The sequence below is a fragment of the Pararhodobacter zhoushanensis genome (assembly GCF_003990445.1).
Classification (GTDB): Bacteria; Pseudomonadota; Alphaproteobacteria; order Rhodobacterales; family Rhodobacteraceae; genus Pararhodobacter; species Pararhodobacter zhoushanensis.
In genome coordinates, this window is the sequence record NZ_REEZ01000010.1 from 42,580 (window position 1) to 59,947 (window position 17,368).

16 protein-coding genes are annotated in these 17,368 nt (G+C 65.6%); 8 read left to right on the forward strand and 8 right to left on the reverse strand.

The window, feature by feature from the left end; all coding sequences use genetic code 11:
• Window positions 1-3: 3 nt before the first annotated feature.
• Together EAE28_RS18130 and EAE28_RS18135 are read right to left on the reverse strand one after the other, a co-directional pair.
• The gene (locus EAE28_RS18130; RefSeq protein WP_127108914.1) at window positions 4-900 is read right to left on the reverse strand and encodes a DMT family transporter; all 897 of its coding nucleotides are present in this window, start codon (window positions 898-900) and stop codon (window positions 4-6) included.
• Window positions 901-945: 45 nt separating this feature from the next.
• A complete protein-coding gene (locus EAE28_RS18135; protein ID WP_127108916.1) occupies window positions 946-1,773 on the reverse strand; it encodes an SHOCT domain-containing protein in 828 nt (275 codons plus the stop codon).
• Window positions 1,774-1,971: 198 nt separating this feature from the next.
• Here EAE28_RS18135 and EAE28_RS18140 point away from each other — a divergent pair, with 198 nt between their 5' ends.
• The 3 genes from EAE28_RS18140 to EAE28_RS18150 all read left to right on the forward strand — a co-directional run bounded on the left by EAE28_RS18140 (window position 1,972) and on the right by EAE28_RS18150 (window position 5,964).
• A complete protein-coding gene (locus EAE28_RS18140; protein ID WP_246022443.1) occupies window positions 1,972-3,987 on the forward strand; it encodes an NADPH-dependent 2,4-dienoyl-CoA reductase in 2,016 nt (671 codons plus the stop codon).
• A complete protein-coding gene (locus tag EAE28_RS18145) occupies window positions 3,988-4,899 on the forward strand; it encodes an AEC family transporter (protein ID WP_246022445.1) in 912 nt (303 codons plus the stop codon).
• Between the two features lie 159 nt (window positions 4,900-5,058).
• Window positions 5,059-5,964: a LysR family transcriptional regulator gene (locus EAE28_RS18150; RefSeq protein ID WP_127108918.1), complete on the forward strand. Its 906-nt coding sequence runs from the start codon at window positions 5,059-5,061 to the stop codon at window positions 5,962-5,964.
• Between the two features lie 81 nt (window positions 5,965-6,045).
• Here the strand turns inward: EAE28_RS18150 and EAE28_RS23845 are convergent, their stop codons facing one another.
• From EAE28_RS23845 to EAE28_RS18160, 3 genes are all read right to left on the reverse strand, one after another.
• Window positions 6,046-6,198, reverse strand: a complete 153-nt coding sequence (locus EAE28_RS23845) for a hypothetical protein (protein ID WP_164736694.1) — start codon at window positions 6,196-6,198, stop codon at window positions 6,046-6,048.
• 84 nt (window positions 6,199-6,282) lie between these two features.
• A complete protein-coding gene (locus EAE28_RS18155; RefSeq protein ID WP_127108920.1) occupies window positions 6,283-7,209 on the reverse strand; it encodes a CobW family GTP-binding protein in 927 nt (308 codons plus the stop codon).
• Window positions 7,206-8,834: an amidohydrolase gene (locus EAE28_RS18160; RefSeq protein WP_127108922.1), complete on the reverse strand. Its 1,629-nt coding sequence runs from the start codon at window positions 8,832-8,834 to the stop codon at window positions 7,206-7,208. The genes EAE28_RS18155 and EAE28_RS18160 overlap by 4 nt, the downstream gene beginning before the upstream one ends.
• 269 nt (window positions 8,835-9,103) lie before the next feature.
• Here EAE28_RS18160 and EAE28_RS18165 point away from each other — a divergent pair, with 269 nt between their 5' ends.
• The 5 genes from EAE28_RS18165 to EAE28_RS18185 all read left to right on the forward strand — a co-directional run bounded on the left by EAE28_RS18165 (window position 9,104) and on the right by EAE28_RS18185 (window position 14,558).
• On the forward strand, window positions 9,104-10,684 hold the full coding sequence (locus EAE28_RS18165) for an ABC transporter substrate-binding protein (protein WP_127108924.1): 1,581 nt from the start codon (window positions 9,104-9,106) through the stop codon (window positions 10,682-10,684).
• Between the two features lie 80 nt (window positions 10,685-10,764).
• Entirely contained in the window at window positions 10,765-11,745 is a 981-nt protein-coding gene (locus tag EAE28_RS18170; RefSeq protein ID WP_127108926.1) for an ABC transporter permease, read from the forward strand.
• A 1-nt stretch (window position 11,746) separates the two neighbouring features.
• Window positions 11,747-12,601 carry an ABC transporter permease gene (locus EAE28_RS18175; protein WP_181954505.1) on the forward strand — a complete coding sequence of 285 codons (855 nt, stop codon included), beginning with the start codon at window positions 11,747-11,749 and terminating at the stop codon, window positions 12,599-12,601.
• An 8-nt stretch (window positions 12,602-12,609) separates the two neighbouring features.
• Window positions 12,610-13,584, forward strand: coding sequence for an ABC transporter ATP-binding protein (locus tag EAE28_RS18180; protein WP_246022447.1), 975 nt, complete (start codon window positions 12,610-12,612; stop codon window positions 13,582-13,584).
• On the forward strand, window positions 13,581-14,558 hold the full coding sequence (locus EAE28_RS18185; RefSeq protein ID WP_127108929.1) for an ABC transporter ATP-binding protein: 978 nt from the start codon (window positions 13,581-13,583) through the stop codon (window positions 14,556-14,558). Before EAE28_RS18180 ends, EAE28_RS18185 begins: the two co-directional genes overlap by 4 nt.
• A gap of 54 nt (window positions 14,559-14,612) precedes the next feature.
• Here EAE28_RS18185 and EAE28_RS23850 read toward each other — a convergent pair whose 3' ends face one another.
• From EAE28_RS23850 to EAE28_RS18195, 3 genes are all read right to left on the reverse strand, one after another.
• The gene (locus EAE28_RS23850) at window positions 14,613-14,771 is read right to left on the reverse strand and encodes a hypothetical protein (protein ID WP_164736695.1); all 159 of its coding nucleotides are present in this window, start codon (window positions 14,769-14,771) and stop codon (window positions 14,613-14,615) included.
• Window positions 14,772-14,955: 184 nt separating this feature from the next.
• Window positions 14,956-16,845 (reverse strand): hypothetical protein, encoded by a 1,890-nt coding sequence (locus EAE28_RS18190; protein WP_127108931.1) that lies wholly within the window; start codon window positions 16,843-16,845, stop codon window positions 14,956-14,958.
• Window positions 16,846-16,938: 93 nt separating this feature from the next.
• Window positions 16,939-17,319 (reverse strand): acyl-CoA thioesterase, encoded by a 381-nt coding sequence (locus EAE28_RS18195; protein WP_127108933.1) that lies wholly within the window; start codon window positions 17,317-17,319, stop codon window positions 16,939-16,941.
• Window positions 17,320-17,368: the final 49 nt, after the last annotated feature.

Consider the following 17,368-nt stretch of genomic DNA (forward strand, 5'->3'; position numbering starts at 1 on the left):
GCCTCAGGCCAGCAGCACAATCGCCACGATCGACACCGACAACAGCGCGATCCCTGCCAGTTCCACCGCCTTGGGCCGCTCGCGGAACACCAGCGCCGAGATGGCGATGGAGAACAACAGCTCGACCTGCCCGACGCTGCGCACATAGGCGGCGTTTTGCAGGGCGAAGGCGGTGAACCAGCCCAGACTGCCCAGCACGCCGGTCACGCCGACCGGCAGCGTCGAGCGCCAGGTGGACAGCACGCGGCTCATCTCGCCCGGTTCGCGCCAGCGAAGCCAGAGCCCCATCGCGATGACCTGAAACGTGGTGACCATGGCCAGCGCGGCGGTGGCGCGGAACAGGGCGTCAGGGTTGGCAATTTCCAGCGTCGCGCCGCGATAGCCCAGCGCCGACAGGCCGAACAACGCCCCCGCCGCGATACCCAAGACCGTGGCGCGGTTCAGTACCTTGCCGCTGCGCCAGCCTTGTGGCGGGCGCGAGATCAGCACGACACCGGCGGTGCCGATGATGATCGCGACAAGGCCGATGGCCGAGACGCCCTCGCCCAGCACCAGTGCGGAAAAGGCGGCCAGCTGGATCGTCTCGGTCTTGGTAAAGGCGATGCCGACGGCGAAGCTGCGTTCGGAAAACAGCGAGACGGTGCAGAAGGTGGCGATGATCTGCCCCATGCCCCCGAGCACCGCAAAGGCCCAGAAGCGCGCCGACAGGGGCGGCAGCGCGGTCTGGTGCCAGAGCATCAGGGCGATCAGGCCGCTGGCAGCGAGGGGTGCGGCGAAGAGGAAGCGCGAAAACGTCGCGCCGCCTGTCGACAGGCCCAGCCCCTTGAGGCGTTTTTGCAGCATGAAGCGCAGGGTCTGCACCCCGGCGGCGACGATGGTGATGAGAACCCAGGCTTCCATCCCGCCTGTGTCGCGCCGGGCAGGGCCGAGCGCAAGGGCAGTTGGTCAGAGACGGGCGAGCAGTTCGGCCTTTTTCGTCTCGTATTCGGTCTGGCTCAGGATGCCCTTTTCGAACAGCCCCGCCAGACGCTCGATGCGGCTGAAGATCTGGTCGTCGCTCATCGACTCGGGCTGTGTAGTGGGCGCTGACGGCGCCGGGCTTTGCGCGGGGGCGGGCGTCGGCTCCCAGCGTTGCTGAGGGGCCTCGGCAACGGGGTCCGCAACAGGCGTCGCCGCGCCGTCGACCACGCGCAGTTGCGGCACGTCGATCAGGCCGTACTGGCTGTTGAACGACAGGCTCTGCCCGCCGCTCTGCGCCTGACCGAAGCCGCTGATCTGGTGATCGCCGGTGTCATAGAGGGTCATCGTGCCAGCAACATCAATCGCCAGCCGCCGCGCCTGCGGGAACCACGCATAGCGCATGTCGTTCTGGGTGCCGACCGAGGCGGGCTGGCCCAGCTCGGACGGCCAGCTGTTGCCGGCAGGCTGCACATACAGGCTGACGCCCGGCGTGCCATAGTTCCCGCCCTGCGACTGGGTCTGCGACGAGGTCGGCGCGCCAAAGATCGCATGATCGCGCACGATGCCCGACAGCTCGGAACACAGCGCATCGACCCGCGCTTTCAGCCCGTTGTTGAACATGTCGCCGACCATGGTCATGCCGCCCAGCGACCATTGCCCCATGCCGCCCAGCTCGGGGCAGTTGAACTGCGCCTGCGTGCCGTGACCGGCGGCGACGGCATAGAGCATGTGCTCGACCGCAGCCTCGCTCAGCCCGTGCCGCGCGGCAATCGACGCCACCAGAGAGCGGCCTTCCTGAGTCAGTTGTGCCACGATCCGAGTCCCTTGCGTGTGCGTTATCGTTCAGCCCTATCACCACAGCAGGCTAACCGATACCCGCGCCGGGGCCATAGCGTGCAGGCGTTTTTGGCGGGGCGTCTTCTTGGGGCAGGGGCCTGACGCAAGGTTTCGGATGACAATCCGCCGCACGCCGATACGGTAGCGCCAAATCGCCAGACCGGAGGAGTGCCGATGTCCAGCCCCTATCCCCACATGCTTGCCCCGCTTGATCTGGGCTTCACCACGCTCAAGAACCGGGTGTTGATGGGGTCCATGCATTCGGGCCTTGAGGAACGCGGCGACTGGCAGCGGGTGGCGACCTATTACGCCGAGCGCGCGCGCGGCGGGGTCAGCCTGATCGTGACCGGCGGCATGGCTCCCAACCCTGAGGGCGGCGTGTTTCCGGGGGCAGCGGGCCTCTATACGCCGCAGGACATCGCCAACCACAAGGTTGTCACCGACGCCGTGCATGCCGAGGGCGGCAAGATCGCCATGCAGATCCTGCATGCGGGGCGTTATGCGTATGGGCCCGAATGCGTCAGCTCCTCACCGATCAAATCCCCGATCAGCCCCTTTCCGCCCAAGGAACTGGACGAAGAGGGGATCGAGAAACAGATCGCCGATTTCGCCACCGCCGCTGTCCGCGCGCGCGAGGCCGGGTATGATGGCGTCGAGGTGATGGGGTCCGAGGGCTATTTCCTCAACCAGTTCCTGTGCCTTCACGTCAACCAGCGCACGGACCGCTGGGGCGGCAGCTATGAGAACCGGATGCGCCTGCCGGTCGAGGTGGTCAAGCGCGTGCGCGAGGCTGTCGGGCCGGATTTCATCATTATCTACCGGATCTCGCTGCTGGATCTGGTGCCCAACGGGCAGACTTTCGATCAGATCATCCAGCTGGCCAAGGCAATCGAGGCCGCAGGCGCGACGATCCTGAACACCGGCATCGGCTGGCACGAGGCCCGCGTACCGACCATCGCCACCAGCGTGCCGCGCGCAGGGTTTGCCTGGGTTACGAAGAAGCTGATGGGGCATGTCGGCATTCCGATCATCACCTCGAACCGGATCAACACCCCCGACACCGCCGAGGAAGTGCTGGCGGGCGGCAGTGCCGACATGGTCTCGATGGCGCGGCCGTTTCTGGCCGATGCCGATTTCGTCGCCAAGGCGGCGGCGGGCAAGGCCGAGACCATCGCGCCCTGCATCGGATGCAATCAGGCCTGTCTGGACCATACGTTCAGCGGCAAGATCTCGACCTGTCTGGTCAACCCGCGCGCCTGCCATGAGACCGAGCTGAATTACGAGCCGACAGCGGCGGCAAAGACCGTCGCCGTGATCGGCGCAGGCCCCGCCGGGCTGATGGCGGCGCTGGTGGCGGATCAGCGCGGGCACAAGGTGACGCTGTTCGAGAAAGACGCGCAGCTGGGCGGTCAGCTGAACATGGCGCGGGTGATTCCGGGGAAAGAGGAATTCCACGGGCTGGTCGGCTGGTTTGAAACGATGGTCGCGGCCTCGGGTATCGACCTGAAACTGGGGGTTGAGGCCTCGGTCGAGGCATTAGCCGGGTTCGACGAGGTGATCATCGCCACCGGAGTCTCGCCGCGCGATGCGGGTATTCCGGGCGACGACGGCGCCAATGTACTCAGCTACATCGACGTGCTGCGCGGCAAGGCCCCGGTTGGTGACCGCGTGGCGATTGTCGGCGCGGGCGGCATCGGTTTTGACGTGGCCGAATATGTCACGCATCAGGGCGTCTCGCCGACGCTGGACGCCGAAGAGTGGCGCAAAGAATGGGGCGTGGGCGATCCGTCCGAGGTGCCGGGCGGGTTGCTGCAGCCCGACGCCCCCGCCCCGGCCCGCGCCGTGACGCTGCTGCAGCGCAAGGCCGAGAAGCCGGGCAAGCGGCTGGGCAAGACGACCGGCTGGATCCACCGCGCCAGTCTGGCGGCGCGCGACGTCAAGATGGTCGGCGGCGTGACCTACGACCAGATCACGCCCGAGGGCATCGTTCTGGGCGGCGACAAGGGCCCGCAGCTGCTGGCGGTGGACACGGTGGTAATGTGCGCGGGTCAGGTGCCCAACCGCGCGCTGGCCGATGCGCTGGAGGCCGCTGGCACCACGGTGCATGTCATCGGCGGTGCCGATGTCGCGGCGGAACTCGACGCCAAGCGCGCGATTGATCAGGGCGCGCGGCTGGCCGCTGCGCTGTAAGTGATCTTCGCCGCCGTCCTTGCCGGTCTGGTGCCCAGCTTTCTGTTGGTGGGCTTGGGCGGGCTGGTGCGGCGGCGGCTGTCGGAAAATGCCTGGACCGGGCTGGACCGGCTGAATTTCGAACTGCTGTTTCCGGCGTTGCTGTTCACCGCCGCCGCTGCCCGCCCGATGGATCTGGCGCGGGTGGCGGTGATCGGACCGGCGGTCTGGGCAATCCTGACGCTGGGGCTGGTCGCGGGCTTTGCCGCGCGGCGGTTCGGACCTGAGAGCTTTCTGGACTTCGCCGGGGCATGGCAGACCGCGTGGCGCTTCAACACCGCGATGGGGTTTGTCGCGGTTTCGACGCTCAGCCACGCCGACGCCGCCATGATGGCTGTGGTTGCGGGCATGGCCGTGCCGCTGGCGAATATCTTCGCCGTCTCGGCCCTGTCGCGGGGCGGCAATCTGGGGCTCTGGGCAACGGTGAAGCGGGTGGTGCTGAACCCGTTCCTGCTTGCCTCGGTCGCCGGGGTCATGGTGGGGATCAGCGGCTGGATGCCGCCTGCCCTGCTGATGGCCCCGCTGGTGCTGCTGGCGCAAGCGGCGATCCCGGTGGCGCTGCTGTCGATTGGTGCTACGATGGACTGGCGGGCGCTGGCGCGGATGGATGCGTTCAGCGGGGTGTTGGTGGGGGTCAAGCTGGTGCTGCTGCCCGCCGTCACCTTTGCCACTTGCCGCGCAGTCGGGGCCGACCCGGCGCTGACGCAAATCCTGACGATGTTCGCCGCCCTGCCCACCGCATCGGCGGCGCATGTGCTGGCGGCGGGATTCGGCGCGGACCGGATGCTGACCGCGACTGTCGTCGCACAGTCGACATTACTGGCCGCGATCAGCCTGCCATTGTGGATCACCGCTGTCCAATCCGCCCTCTGAGCGCCGCATTAATGCCAAGAAATCGAAACGATCCAAGCATTTATCCGCGATTGAATCGAGAAATGGCACAACTGTCCCATGAAAACCCAAGGTACGCCCATTTGGCGCCGCAATTGGGAGGTGTAACGGAAACATCGAAACAGTGGGCACAGGTGTAGCATGGACCGTCTGACCGAAATGGAAGCTTTTGCTACGGTGGTCGACCAAGGCGGGTTTACCGACGCGGCGCGCAAGATGGGGATTTCCAAATCCGCCGTCTCAAAGCACGTCTCTTCGCTGGAAGCCCGGCTGGGCGCGCGCCTGCTGAACCGCACGACGCGCCGAGTCAGCCCCACCGAGATTGGCCTCGTATACTATGACCGCGCCCGCCGCGTGCTGAATGACGCAGGCGAAGCGGACAGCATTGTCACCGCCATGCAGTCGGCCCCCTCGGGCGTGCTGCGGATGTCGGTTGCCACCGATTTCGGCGTGGGTTTGCTGTCGCCGATCCTGGATGAATTTCTGTCGGAATATCCTGAAATCAGCGTCAACATGGTGCTCAAGAACCGCTATGTCGAGCTGATCTCGGAAGGGTTCGACATGTCGATCCGCGTCGGCGAGATGGAAGACAGCTCGCTGCGCGCCCGCAAGATTACGGAAACGGCGCAGCGCCTGATCGCCTCGCCGCGCTATATTCAGGAGCATGGTCGCCCGGCCAAGATCGACGATCTGAACGAGCATCGCCTGCTGCATTATTCGAATCAATCCAGCGCGAACGTCTGGCGCATCACCGCGGCCTCGGGTGAGGTGCGGCAGGTGCGCGGCAATGGCTGGCTGACGGTCAATGACGGCCACTCGCTGCTCAACGCGGCGGTCAAGGGGCTGGGCATCGCCTATCTGCCGAGCTTTCTGTACCATGACGCGATGGCGCAAGGGCTGGTTGAGGATGTGATCCCCGAGCTGCCGCAGACCACGCTGGGCATCTACGCGGTCTACCCGCCGGGGCGCTTCACGCAGCCCAAAGTTCGCGCGTTCATCGACTTTCTGGTCGACCAATTCGCTGAAAAAGGCCCTGAAATCTGGTGACTTCCCTGCTCTGACCGTTCCCTCCGGTCAGATCCTTAGACTGGCCGGCCCTTCGTGGCCGGCCATTTTTCTTATGCGCGGTTACTTCGAGCCGCCCTTGCTGCCGCCCGTCGGCAGGCCCGAGGTCACCCGGCTTTCTTCGCTGTTGCCGCCGCTGCCTGCAGGCTTTTTCGCGCCGCCCGGCAGCACACCGCTGGCCGATCCCTTGCCGCTGCTTGGTACACCTTTGGTCATAATGTCTCTCCTGAATGGCTCTGGCTGAACCCCGCGCGAGCGCGGGTTCCGATACGATACCGCAAGCGGTGTTTTCGTCAAAACCTAAGCGTTGCGCAGGATCGCGTCCCAGGCGGACTGAAGCTGGGCGGGGTCAAAACGATCCGCCAGACCGACCGCGACCGCCCGCCCCTGCCCCTTCGGCGGCGGGGCCGGGCGACGGTCGGACTGCACCCCCGCGCGGTGAAAGCTGCACCAGCTGCCATCGGTCAGCGGCATCAGACCCTTGAGGCGATACAGGCCGGGGATCGGCGCTTTGATCAGCGCATCCAGCGCCGCCGGGTCGGCAAGGCCGTCACCGCTATACACCCAGCCGCGATATTCGGCCCCGTGGTCGTGGTGATGACCATGGGCGTGCGGCTCATCCCGCCGCAGACGCAGCGCAAGCGGTTCGAGCAGCATCTCGGCCGGCACGCGGCCATAATCGGCGACCAGCCGCACGGCTTCGGGGGCGAGTTCCGCCAACGTGGCGCGCAGCTGTTTCAGCGCACCTTGCGGGGCGATGTCGGATTTGGTGACCAGCACCAGACCCGCCGTGGCGATTTGATTGCGCAGGGTTTCCCCCAGAAACGCGTCGGCCAGCGAGGCACCGAAATTCACCGCATCCACCACGACGACGACGCCCTGCAACGTCAGGTCCGGCTCGGCCAGCGCGACCTGCCCCACCTTGAACGGATCAGCCACGCCCGAGGTCTCGATCACCAGATGCTCGGGCCGCGGATCAAGCCGCAGGATGCGGTCGATCGCGTCATAGAAGTCATCGCCAATGGTGCAGCACATGCAGCCGTTCGACAGTGCCAGCGTATCGCCCGAGCGGTTTTCGATGAGATCGGCATCCAGCGCGATCTCACCGAAATCATTGACCAGAACGCAGATCCGCAACCCGTGGCTGTCGGACAGCAAATGGTTGAGCACCGTGGTCTTGCCCGCGCCCAGATAGCCCGCGATCAGCGTGACGGGGATCGGGCTCATTTCACGAACACGCGCCCGCCCTGCACGGTCCCCAGCACCGGAATATCGCGCAGCGCCTCGGGGGCCAGCGACAGCGGGTCATCGCCCAGCACGGCGAAATCCGCGGCTTTGCCGGGAGTGATCGAACCGACCTCGCGGTCCAGTTTCAACGTGCGCGCGGCGCCCAGCGTGATGGCATGCAGCGCCTCCATCACCGAAAGGCGCTGGTTCGCCCCCAGCACCCGGCCCTTGGGCGTGATGCGGTTGACGGCGCACCACGCGACATGCAGCGGGCCCAGCGGCGTGACCGGGCTGTCCGAGTGGATCGCCAGCGTCACGCCATTATCCAGCGCCGAGCGGCAGGCGTTCATGCGGGCAGCGCGGTCGGGACCGACGGTGAATTCGGCATGCGCATCGCCGTAATACCACAGGTGGTTGGCGAACAGGTTCACACAGACGCCCAGCCGGGCGGCACGGTAGAACTGATCCTCACCGGCCATCTGGCAATGCTGCAGCGTGTGGCGGCTGTCGCCGGTGGGGTGCTCCCACATCGCCTCTTCAAAGCAATCGAGGATGAAATCGCTGGCCTCGTCACCATTGGTGTGAACCTGCATGTTCAGGCCCGAGGCATGCAGCGTCTTCACCAGTTCCTTCAGCCGTGCGGGTTCGAGGTTCCACAGCCCGTTGGGCTGCCCGCCGATATAGCCCGGCCATTTCACCCGCGCGGTGAAGCCCTGGATCGAGCCATCGGTCATCACCTTGCAGATGCCCATGCGCAGCATGTCGGTCGATTTCGCGCGCAGCTCCAGCGCGCGGGCGGCGGCGGCTTTCGGCTCCAACCCGATCACGCCCAGCGCCGGGACCAGCCGCAGCGGATAATCCTTGCGCCCGGTCACGTCGAGCAGGGTGGCCACATCGTCATCGGCCAGATCCGCCATCAGGTCGGTCGCGGTGGTCACACCGGTCTGCACGGCGGCCTTGCCGTATTGCACAATGGCATGCTCACCCTTGGAGATATCGCGGATCGCCATGTTCAGGCGGCGCATCACCGGGAACATCGCGCCCATTTCCTGCAGCTCGCCCATCAGCGAGCCATCGGGCAGGCGCACGACACCCTCGGCGTTGGTGTCAGGGCCATAGCCGGCCATCTCAAGCGCCTTGGAGTTGACCGTCATCAGGTGGAAACTCTGGTGCATCACCGCAATCGGCACCTCGGCCGAGGCTTGGTCCAGATGATGCCGGTTCAGCCGGTCGCCGGCAAAGAACAGCGGATCAAAGCCCCAGCAGACCAGCGGCTGACCAGCGGGCAGCTTGGCGATGGCCCCCTTCATCCGGTCGATCATGTCATCGACCGTATGCACACCGGGCCACAGATTGCCGTCAGGATCGGTCCGATCCACGTTGCCGCAATAGAGATAGGTCCACAGCGCGCCGGTCATCATGTGGCTGTGCGCCTCGACGAAACCGGGCAGCAGAACCTGATCGCGGAACCGCTCATCCAGCCGCGCACCGCCCCAGACCTCGGCAATCTCAGGACCACCGACGGCCAGAATGCGCCCGTCGCGCACGGCAACATGGGTGGCGTAGGGCTGTGTCGGCTCCATGGTGATGATGCGGCGGGCGGCGTAGAGGATTGTTTCGGCCATGATGTTCCCGGTTCTGCGCCCGGATCAGGCCGGGCTTTTTTGACGATGCGGTGTTTTTGAGCAGCGCAGCAAGCGGGTTGCCGTTACTGCTGACACCCTGCGCCCAGAATGCCGCAGCATGGCAGCCACCCTAGCGCCAGATTTCGGAAAGCATAGATCCAGAGGGACTTTAGTCTTGATCGGTTTGAGCACGCTTTCATACTCGCGTCACAACGACCGGAAAACCGGCAGGTCGAAAAGATACACCTCTTTCAACTGGGAGACATGACATGCGTCTGACTCGGAGAACCTTCGTCGGCACCAGCGCCTCGCTGATGGCGCTTGGCCTTGGGCCGGTTTCGGCACAAGAGCGGCGGGGCGGCCAACTGGTGATCGTCACCGGCGAAAACCCGCGCCACCTGAACCCTGCCGTGCAATCGGGCGTGGCCACCGCCATTCCCGGAACGCAGATTTTCGCCTCGCCATTGCGCGTGGACGAGAACTGGGATCTGCACCCCTATCTGGCCGAAAGCTGGGCGCTGGCCGAGGATGGCCTGAGCCTGACGCTGAACCTTGTGTCGAACGCCAAGTTCCACGATGGCATGCCCGTCACCTCCGAGGACGTCGCCTTTTCGATCATGACGATCAAGGCGAACCACCCGTTCCAGACCATGTTCGGCCCGGTCGAGTCGGTCGAGACCCCCGACGCCACCACCGCTATCATCCGCCTGTCGCAGCCGCACCCGGCCTTGCTGCTGGCGCTGACCGGCGCGCTCTGCCCGATCCTGCCCAAGCACGTCTATGATGACGGCCAAGAAATGCCGACGCACCCGGCCAACAACGCACCCATCGGCTCGGGCCCGTTCAAGCTGGCCGAGTATCGCCCCGGCGAACAGATCACCCTGCAGCGCTTTGACGAGTTCTTCATCGAAGGCCGCCCCTATCTGGACGAGATCATCATCCGCATCGTGCGCGATGCCTCGTCGGTCACGCTGTCGCTGGAATCCGGTGAGGCTGACGCCGGGATGATCACCGACTCGACCGCGATCTCGCGCCTGTCGGCGACGGATGGTCTGATGGTCACCCCGCGCGGGTTTGAGGGGATCGGCCCGATTCAGTGGCTGGCCTTCAACACCCGCGTCGCGCCACTGGACGACATGCGCGTGCGTCAGGCGATTGCCTATGCGATGGACCGCGACTTTATCCTGAACGCGCTGATGCGTGGCGTGGCCTCCAGCCAGAAAGGGCCGATCATCGAATCGAGCCCGTTCTTCAACCCCGACATGCCCAGCTACAATCTTGATCTGGACCGCGCCAACGCGCTGCTGGATGAAGCCGGGCATCCGCGCGGCGCCGATGGCACGCGCTTTACCCTGACGATGGAGACGATCCCGGGCCGCGACTCGGCCACCGGCAATATCCCCGAATACCTGCGCTCGCAGCTGCGCGAAGTGGGGATTGAGGTCGAACTGCGCGCCTCGCCCGACTTCCCGACATGGGCGGGCCGTCTGGCCTCGGGCGATTTCATGATGTCGATGGATATCGTGTTCAACTGGGGCGATCCGGTGATCGGGGTGCACCGCACCTATCTGAGCACCAACATCCGCCCGGTGATCTGGTCCAACACCCAAGGCTATGCCAACCCCGAAGTCGACGATCTGCTGGAACGCGCCGGGCGCGAGACCAACTTCGAAGAGCGCAAAGCCCTTTATGGTCAGTTTCAGGATATCGTCGGTGAGGAACTGCCGGTCTACTGGATCAACGCGCTGCCCTATCACAACGTGTTCGACGACCGCATCGGCAACCCGCCCCTGACGATCTGGGGTATGATGCAGGCCATGGATCAGGTCTACTGGACCGAAGACCGTTGATCTGAGACACTTTTCGCGGCCCGCCCCGCGCGGGCCGCGTTCTGTTCTGATGCCCCCTTCCAAGGATTGAAAACCAACCCATGGCAATGATGCGCTATATTCTTCAGCGGCTGCTCTACGGGCTGATCCTGATGCTTGGGGTGGTGGTCCTGAACTTCTTTCTGATCCACGCTGCCCCCGGTGACGCCGCCGAGGTGATCGCCGGCGAAATGGGCGGCACCACCGAAGAGATGATGGCCCAGATCCGCGCGCATTACGGGCTGGATCAGTCGATCATGGTGCAGCTGTGGATCTATCTCAAGCAGATTGCCATGGGGGATCTGGGCACCTCGTACCACTTCAACCGTCCGGTTACCGAGCTGATCCTGCAACGCCTTGGCCCGACGGTCATGCTGGCGCTGAGCGCGCAACTGATCGCGATGCTGCTGGGCGTGGTGCTGGGCGTGCTGTCGTCGCGCCGTCCGCAGGGTATCCTGTCGGGCTTTGTGTCGGTGTTCTCGACCGTGGGCTATGCCGCGCCGGTGTTCTGGACGGGCCTGATGCTGGTCATCCTGTTCGCCGTCTGGATCCCGCTGTTCCCCGTTGAGGGCTACGTCAGCGCGCGGTTCCGGGGCACGGGGCTGGCCTATGCGCTCAACGTCGCGTGGCATCTGGTACTGCCTGCGACCACGCTGGGCATCCTGTTTCTGGCGCAATACGCCCGGCTGTCGCGCACCGCGATGATCGAGGTGCTGGGCGCTGACTATATCCGCACCGCCCGCGCCAAGGGGCTGGGCGAGGGCAAGGTCACTTTCAACCACGCGCTGCGAAACGCGGTGCTGCCGATCCTGACGATCGCCGGTCTGCAATTCGGCAACCTGATCTCGGGCGCGCTGCTGGTGGAAACGGTGTTCAACTGGCCCGGCATGGGGCGGCTGGCCTTCGATTCCGTGCTCAGGCGCGATTATCCGACGCTGCTGGGCGTGCTGTTCTTTGCCTCGGCCTTTGTCGTGCTGGCGAACCTGCTCACCGATCTGAGCTATCGCTTCGCCGATCCCCGCATTCGCACCGGAGGGCGCTGAGATGACCAAAGCCGTCAGCCCCTTGGGCGAAGCCTGGGGCCAGTTCCTGCGCAACAAACCCGCCGTCGCCGGATTGGCGCTGCTCATCGTCATCGTGGGCTTCGTGCTCTACGGCCACTTCCTGTTCAACGCCGATCCCTACCGCATCGTCTGGGGCCCGCTGACCGCCCCCGGAGAACGCGAGGGGATACCGCTGGGCACCGATTTTCTGGGCCGCGACATCTTTGTGCTGCTGCTCAAAGGCGGCGGGCCGACGATGGCGGTGGGTCTGTCGGCGGCGCTGCTGACGGTGGTGATCGGCATCGCCATGGGGGCGCTGGCCGGGTATTTCGGCGGCTGGGTCGATGACCTGCTGATGCGCCTGACGGAATTCTTTCAGGTGCTGCCCGCGCTGTTGTTCGCCATGGTGCTGGTGACGCTGTTCGCGCCCTCGCTGGTGACGATCTCTTTCGCCATCGGCATCGTCAGCTGGCCCGGCACCGCCCGCCTGACCCGCGCCGAGTTCCTGCGCATCCGCGAGCTGGAATACGTCACCGCCGCGCGCTCGATCGGCGCAGGCAACAGCCGCATCATCTGGAAGGTGATCCTGCCCAACGCCCTGCCGCCGCTGATCGTGTCCGCCGCGCTGACCGTGGGCGTGGCGATCCTGTTCGAGGCCGGGCTGTCCTTTCTGGGCCTTGGCGATCCCAACACGATCAGCTGGGGCCAGATGATCGGCCAGAACCGCAACTTCCTGCTCGAAGCCTGGTGGCCGGTGGCGATCCCCGGTCTGGCAATCTTTTTCACCGTGTTTGCCGTGTCGCTGGTTGGCGACGGGCTGAACGATGCCTTCAACCCGAAACTGAGGTCGCGATGAGCCCGTTGATGAGCCTGTCCGACCTGCGGGTCGAATTCGACACCCGCCACGGACGCGTCACCGCGCTGTCGGGGATCAGTCTGGACGTGATGCCGGGCGAAACGCTGGGCATCGTGGGCGAGTCTGGCTGCGGCAAGTCGATCACCGCGCTGGCGATGATGGGGCTGATCCCCAACCCGCCGGGCCATGTGACCGGCGGCGTGATCGAGTTCGACGGTGAAGACATCACCCGCGCCAGCAACCGCCGCCTGCGCCAGTTGCGCGGGCGCGATATTGCGATGATCTTTCAGGAACCGATGACCTCGCTCAACCCGGTGTTCACCGTCGGCGATCAGATCGCCGAGGCGATCCTGTTGCATCAGGACATGAGCCGGGCCGAGGCCGACCGGCAGGTGATCGAGCTGCTGGAAACCGTGGGCATCCCGGAACCCGAGGCACGGGCGAAAAGCTATCCGCACCAGTTGTCCGGCGGGATGCGGCAGCGGGTGATGATCGCCATGGCGATCAGCTGCCGCCCCAAGCTGTTGATCGCCGATGAGCCGACAACGGCGCTGGACGTGACCGTGCAGGCGCAGATCTTCGATCTGATGCGCGACATTCAGGCCAAGTTCGGCGTGGCCATCGTGTTGATCACGCATGACATGGGCGCGATTGCCGAGATGACCGACCGCGTTGCCGTGATGTACGCCGGGCGGGTGATCGAACAGGGCACCTCGGACCAGATCCTCGACACCCCCTTGCACCCTTACACGCGCGGCCTGATCGGCTGCATTCCCGTGCTGGGCCGTGCTGCTGCCAGCACCGACCGGTTGCCACCGCTGGCCGAGATCCCCGGCGTGGTCCCGCCGCTGCACCTGCTCGGCGACGGCTGCGCCTTTGCCGAGCGCTGCGCGCTGGCGGATGACCATTGCCGCGCCGTGCGTCCGCCGCTCGACGACAAGGGCCACCCCGTCGCCTGCCACCACGCGGGGGAAATCGCATGACCACGCCACTGCTCTCTGCCCGCAAGCTGGAAGTCAGCTTCGAGATTGGCCGCAAGGGGTTCTTCGGCAAACCGCGCCTGCTGCGCGCGGTGCGCGGCGTCGATTTCGACCTGATGCCGGGGCGCACGCTGGGGCTGGTGGGCGAATCCGGCTCGGGCAAAACCACCACCGCGATGGCGGCGATCCGGCTGGCCCCGTCAACCGGCGGCTCGGTCAGTTTTGAGGGCACCGATCTGATGACCCTGCCTGCGGAAGCGATGCGCGCCCAGCGCAAGCATCTGCAGGTGATCTTCCAGGACCCCTATTCCAGCCTGAACCCGCGCGAACGCGTTGGTGCCATCGTGCGCGAACCGCTGGATCTGATGAATGTCGGTGACCCGGCAGGCAGGGACGACCGGGTGCGCGAGCTGTTCGGGCTGGTCGGCCTGCGCCCCGACCAGATGTCGCTGTTCCCGCACCAGTTTTCCGGCGGGCAGCGGCAGCGGATTTCCATCGCGCGCGCCTTGGCAACGAACCCCCGGCTGATCGTCTGCGATGAGCCGGTCAGCGCGCTGGATGTGGCGATTCAGGCGCAGATCCTGAACCTGCTGCGCCGGTTGCAGGATGAATTCGGCCTTAGCTATCTGTTCATCAGTCACGATCTGGGCGTCGTGCAGTTCATCTGCGACGACATCGCGGTGATGTATCTGGGCGAGATTGTCGAGTACGCCGACCGCCCCACGCTGTTCTCCAAACCGCGCCACCCGTATACGGCGGTGTTGCTGGAAGCCGCGCCTTCGCTTCTGCGGCGCAAATCGGCGGGCTACAGGCGGGCGGGGATGGTCAAGGGCGACCTGCCCTCGCCGATGAACCTGCCCAAAGGCTGCGCCTTTGCTTCGCGCTGCCCCAAGGCACAAGAGCGCTGCCGGGCCGAAGCGCCCGTGCTGCGCGACGTCGGCGACAGCCGCGTCGCCTGCCACTTCCCGCTGGACTGAAAACGCCCGGCACTGGGTGCCGGGCGCAGGTGGTCGGGGCGTAGATCTGCGCGGTTACTTGCTGCCGCCTTTGCTGGATGACGGCGCGGGACCGCTGCCCTTGCCAGCAGCGCCGCCCTTGGCCGTGGTGCCTTTGGACGACGACGGTGCCGGACCGCTGCCTTTGCCCGGCGCGGCACCCTTGCCAGCGCCGCCTTTGGAATTGTCAGCCATGTTCCCTCCTCCTGATCGCGAAGCCCGAATCCTGCCGGGGAAATCCCGCGCAGGGACGAGTCGCAAAAGAACCGCCGCGGCTCTTCGAGATCAACGATACACCTGAAAATTAAGGCGTCAAAAGAACATTTGCAGGAGGGGCGGCACGGCGTGAGCTTCCGCCGCCCCTTGCGCTGATACCCGCTTACAGGGCCAGATCGAACGATACCCGCAGCGACATCTGCCGGTCATCCGCGTTGCCCGCGTATTCGATCCCGGCGCGCAGCGCGCCCGGCCCGGTCTGCGCGACATAGGAAAGACCGATGCCTGCGTGGCTGTCGTCGAACAGATCCGGCGCGGCAAAACTGGTGCTGCCGCCGCTCAGCCCGAACTGCATCACGCCCTGATCACCCCCGCGCAGCGCGGCAAAGACATAAGGGCGCAGCACGCCGCCGCTGACGGCAACCGGCATGCCCAGATCGCCGCGCAGGCCGTAAGCCGTTGCGTCATGCGCGGCGATAGTCCCACCGCCCAGACCCGAGAGCGTGTAGCCCACGGTGCGATGGTGCACGACATCCGCCTGCAACGCGACATCGGCGAAGGGCGCGTCGGGCTGGCCGCCAAAGCCACGCGCAAAGCGCAGGCTGGCGCCGATCACCGTGCCGTCCATCTGCGCATCGCCCAAGCGATAGGCGGGGCTGGTCAGGTCGGTGTCGGTCCTGCCCAGATAGCCCAGCGCCGACAGCGTGCCTGCATCGCCAAGATCGCTGAGATGCGAGAGGCCGACGAACAGCGCCGTCTGGCGCAAGCGGTGCTCGCCGTCGTCCAGCGTCGCGCGGCCCTGCGTGACGGCCAGAAAGCCCGAGACGGCGCCAAAGCTCTGCCCGGCGACCAGACCGCCGCTGCGCTCGGACAGGCCCTGGTAGCTGCCGCTGGCCGCGATGTCAGAGCCGCCACCGAACACGCCCAGCCATGCGCCGCCCTGCCCTTGACGGTCATGCACCACACCCGCGACCCCAAAGGCCGCGCTGCGTGCCAGACGATCACCCGCCGCCAGCGGCATCGGGTCGATCAGTGCCAGCGCGGTTCCGACCAGCAGACCGGGGCCGTCAAAACTGACCACCTCGGGCAGCGACCCAAAGCGCAGCATCCCGGCCTGAACGCCGTGCACCATCACCGTGTCGGTGCCGTCGCCCATCTCGATCAGCCCGTCGATGATCGAGCCGCGCAGCACCTCCAGCGTGTCGTCGCCCATGCCGAGGTTCAGCGCCACACCGCCGCGGCCCCGGATCGTCCCGCTGTTCACCACGCGCTGCGCGCCAGTGTCGGCACCGTCGGTGTTGATGCCGATGGTGCCCTCGATGGTGCCCGAATTCTGCACCAGACTGTCCAGCGTGCTGGGGTCAAAGTCGATGCCGTCCTCGGCACCGTCGCTGATGATCAGCCCGTCATTGATCACCGTGCCGCTGTCCAGATCCACCCCGTCCTGATCGCCGGTCGACCGGATGGTGCCCGCGTTGTAGATATACGCATCCGTGGCCGCGTTGACCCCGTCATCGCCCGCCTCGATCAGCCCGTAGTTATAGAGCTGCGCGCGGTCGGTGTTGATGTTCACGCCCTCATCCGCCGCCCGGATGATCCCGGTTTCGGTGTTCATGACATAGGCGTTGTCTTCCAGCTGCACGCCATCATCGGCGCCGATGATCGTGCCCGCGTTGACCAGACGGCCATCGTTGTCGATGTTCACCCCGTCGCCATCGCCGGTGATGGTGCCATAGTTGGTGACGCTGACGCCATTGTCACCCTGCACACCATGATCACCCTGACCGGTGATCACGCCGTGGTTGATAAAGGTCACATCGTCGTCGAACTCGAACCCCTGATCGGTGCCGGTGATCTCGGCCCCTTCCAGAACGGTGATCTGCGCGTCATCCAGCCCGTCGTCCAGAATGCCGGTACCAATGCCGGCGCAGGTGACCACGTCGCCATCATTGGGCGCAGCAGGGGTGCAGGCGTCTTGCGCGTTTGCGATGCCAGGCAGCGCAAGCGCGGCCATCAGGGCAAGGGTCGAGGCGGAAAGGCGAAGATCGGGCATGGGGCGGTCCGGCTGTTAGGGGTTCCCCCGGCGCGTAGCGGGGGAATGTAACAGACGGGTGATGCCGGACGGAAACCTGCCGACCGGGCGGTGTTATTCCGGTGGGACCGGACGTTTGACGCCCGAGGAATGCAGCGCAACAAAGGTGAAATCAGCCTCGGTCACCCGCAGGTGCTGCGCGGTTTCAAGCCGCTCGACCCAGGCCTCGACGTGGATGGTGATCGAGGTGGTGCCGACCCTGACGATGCGCGTGTAGACGGTGAACAGATCGCCCACCATCACCGGCGCATGAAAGCGCATGGCGTTGATCGCGACGGTGGCGGTGCGCCCGCGCGCACGGCGCGCGGCGGTCATCCCGGCGGCGATGTCCATCTGGCTGAGCACCCACCCGCCGAAAATATCCCCCGCCCCGTTGGTATCCGCGGGAAAGGGGACGGTTTGCAGGGTCAGCTCGCCTTCGGGTTTGTCGTCCATGTCTGCTCCCTTGCTCGGTCAATTTCCGGGCAAGGTTGCGCATCCATGT

Bases quoted from the DNA above. Each gene is read 5' to 3' on its own strand.
- EAE28_RS18155 (WP_127108920.1), bottom strand. From the start codon at position 7,209: ATGAGCCCGATCCCCGTCACGCTGATCGCGGGCTATCTGGGCGCGGGC.
- EAE28_RS18170 (WP_127108926.1), top strand. From the start codon at position 10,765: ATGGCAATGATGCGCTATATTCTTCAGCGGCTGCTCTACGGGCTGATC.
- EAE28_RS23845 (WP_164736694.1), bottom strand. From the start codon at position 6,198: ATGACCAAAGGTGTACCAAGCAGCGGCAAGGGATCGGCCAGCGGTGTG.
- EAE28_RS18190 (WP_127108931.1), bottom strand. From the start codon at position 16,845: ATGCCCGATCTTCGCCTTTCCGCCTCGACCCTTGCCCTGATGGCCGCG.
- EAE28_RS18150 (WP_127108918.1), top strand. From the start codon at position 5,059: ATGGACCGTCTGACCGAAATGGAAGCTTTTGCTACGGTGGTCGACCAA.
- EAE28_RS18185 (WP_127108929.1), top strand. From the start codon at position 13,581: ATGACCACGCCACTGCTCTCTGCCCGCAAGCTGGAAGTCAGCTTCGAG.
- EAE28_RS18165 (WP_127108924.1), top strand. From the start codon at position 9,104: ATGCGTCTGACTCGGAGAACCTTCGTCGGCACCAGCGCCTCGCTGATG.
- EAE28_RS18195 (WP_127108933.1), bottom strand. From the start codon at position 17,319: ATGGACGACAAACCCGAAGGCGAGCTGACCCTGCAAACCGTCCCCTTT.
- EAE28_RS18130 (WP_127108914.1), bottom strand. From the start codon at position 900: ATGGAAGCCTGGGTTCTCATCACCATCGTCGCCGCCGGGGTGCAGACC.
- EAE28_RS18175 (WP_181954505.1), top strand. From the start codon at position 11,747: ATGACCAAAGCCGTCAGCCCCTTGGGCGAAGCCTGGGGCCAGTTCCTG.
- EAE28_RS18180 (WP_246022447.1), top strand. From the start codon at position 12,610: ATGAGCCTGTCCGACCTGCGGGTCGAATTCGACACCCGCCACGGACGC.
- EAE28_RS18160 (WP_127108922.1), bottom strand. From the start codon at position 8,834: ATGGCCGAAACAATCCTCTACGCCGCCCGCCGCATCATCACCATGGAG.
- EAE28_RS18140 (WP_246022443.1), top strand. From the start codon at position 1,972: ATGTCCAGCCCCTATCCCCACATGCTTGCCCCGCTTGATCTGGGCTTC.
- EAE28_RS23850 (WP_164736695.1), bottom strand. From the start codon at position 14,771: ATGGCTGACAATTCCAAAGGCGGCGCTGGCAAGGGTGCCGCGCCGGGC.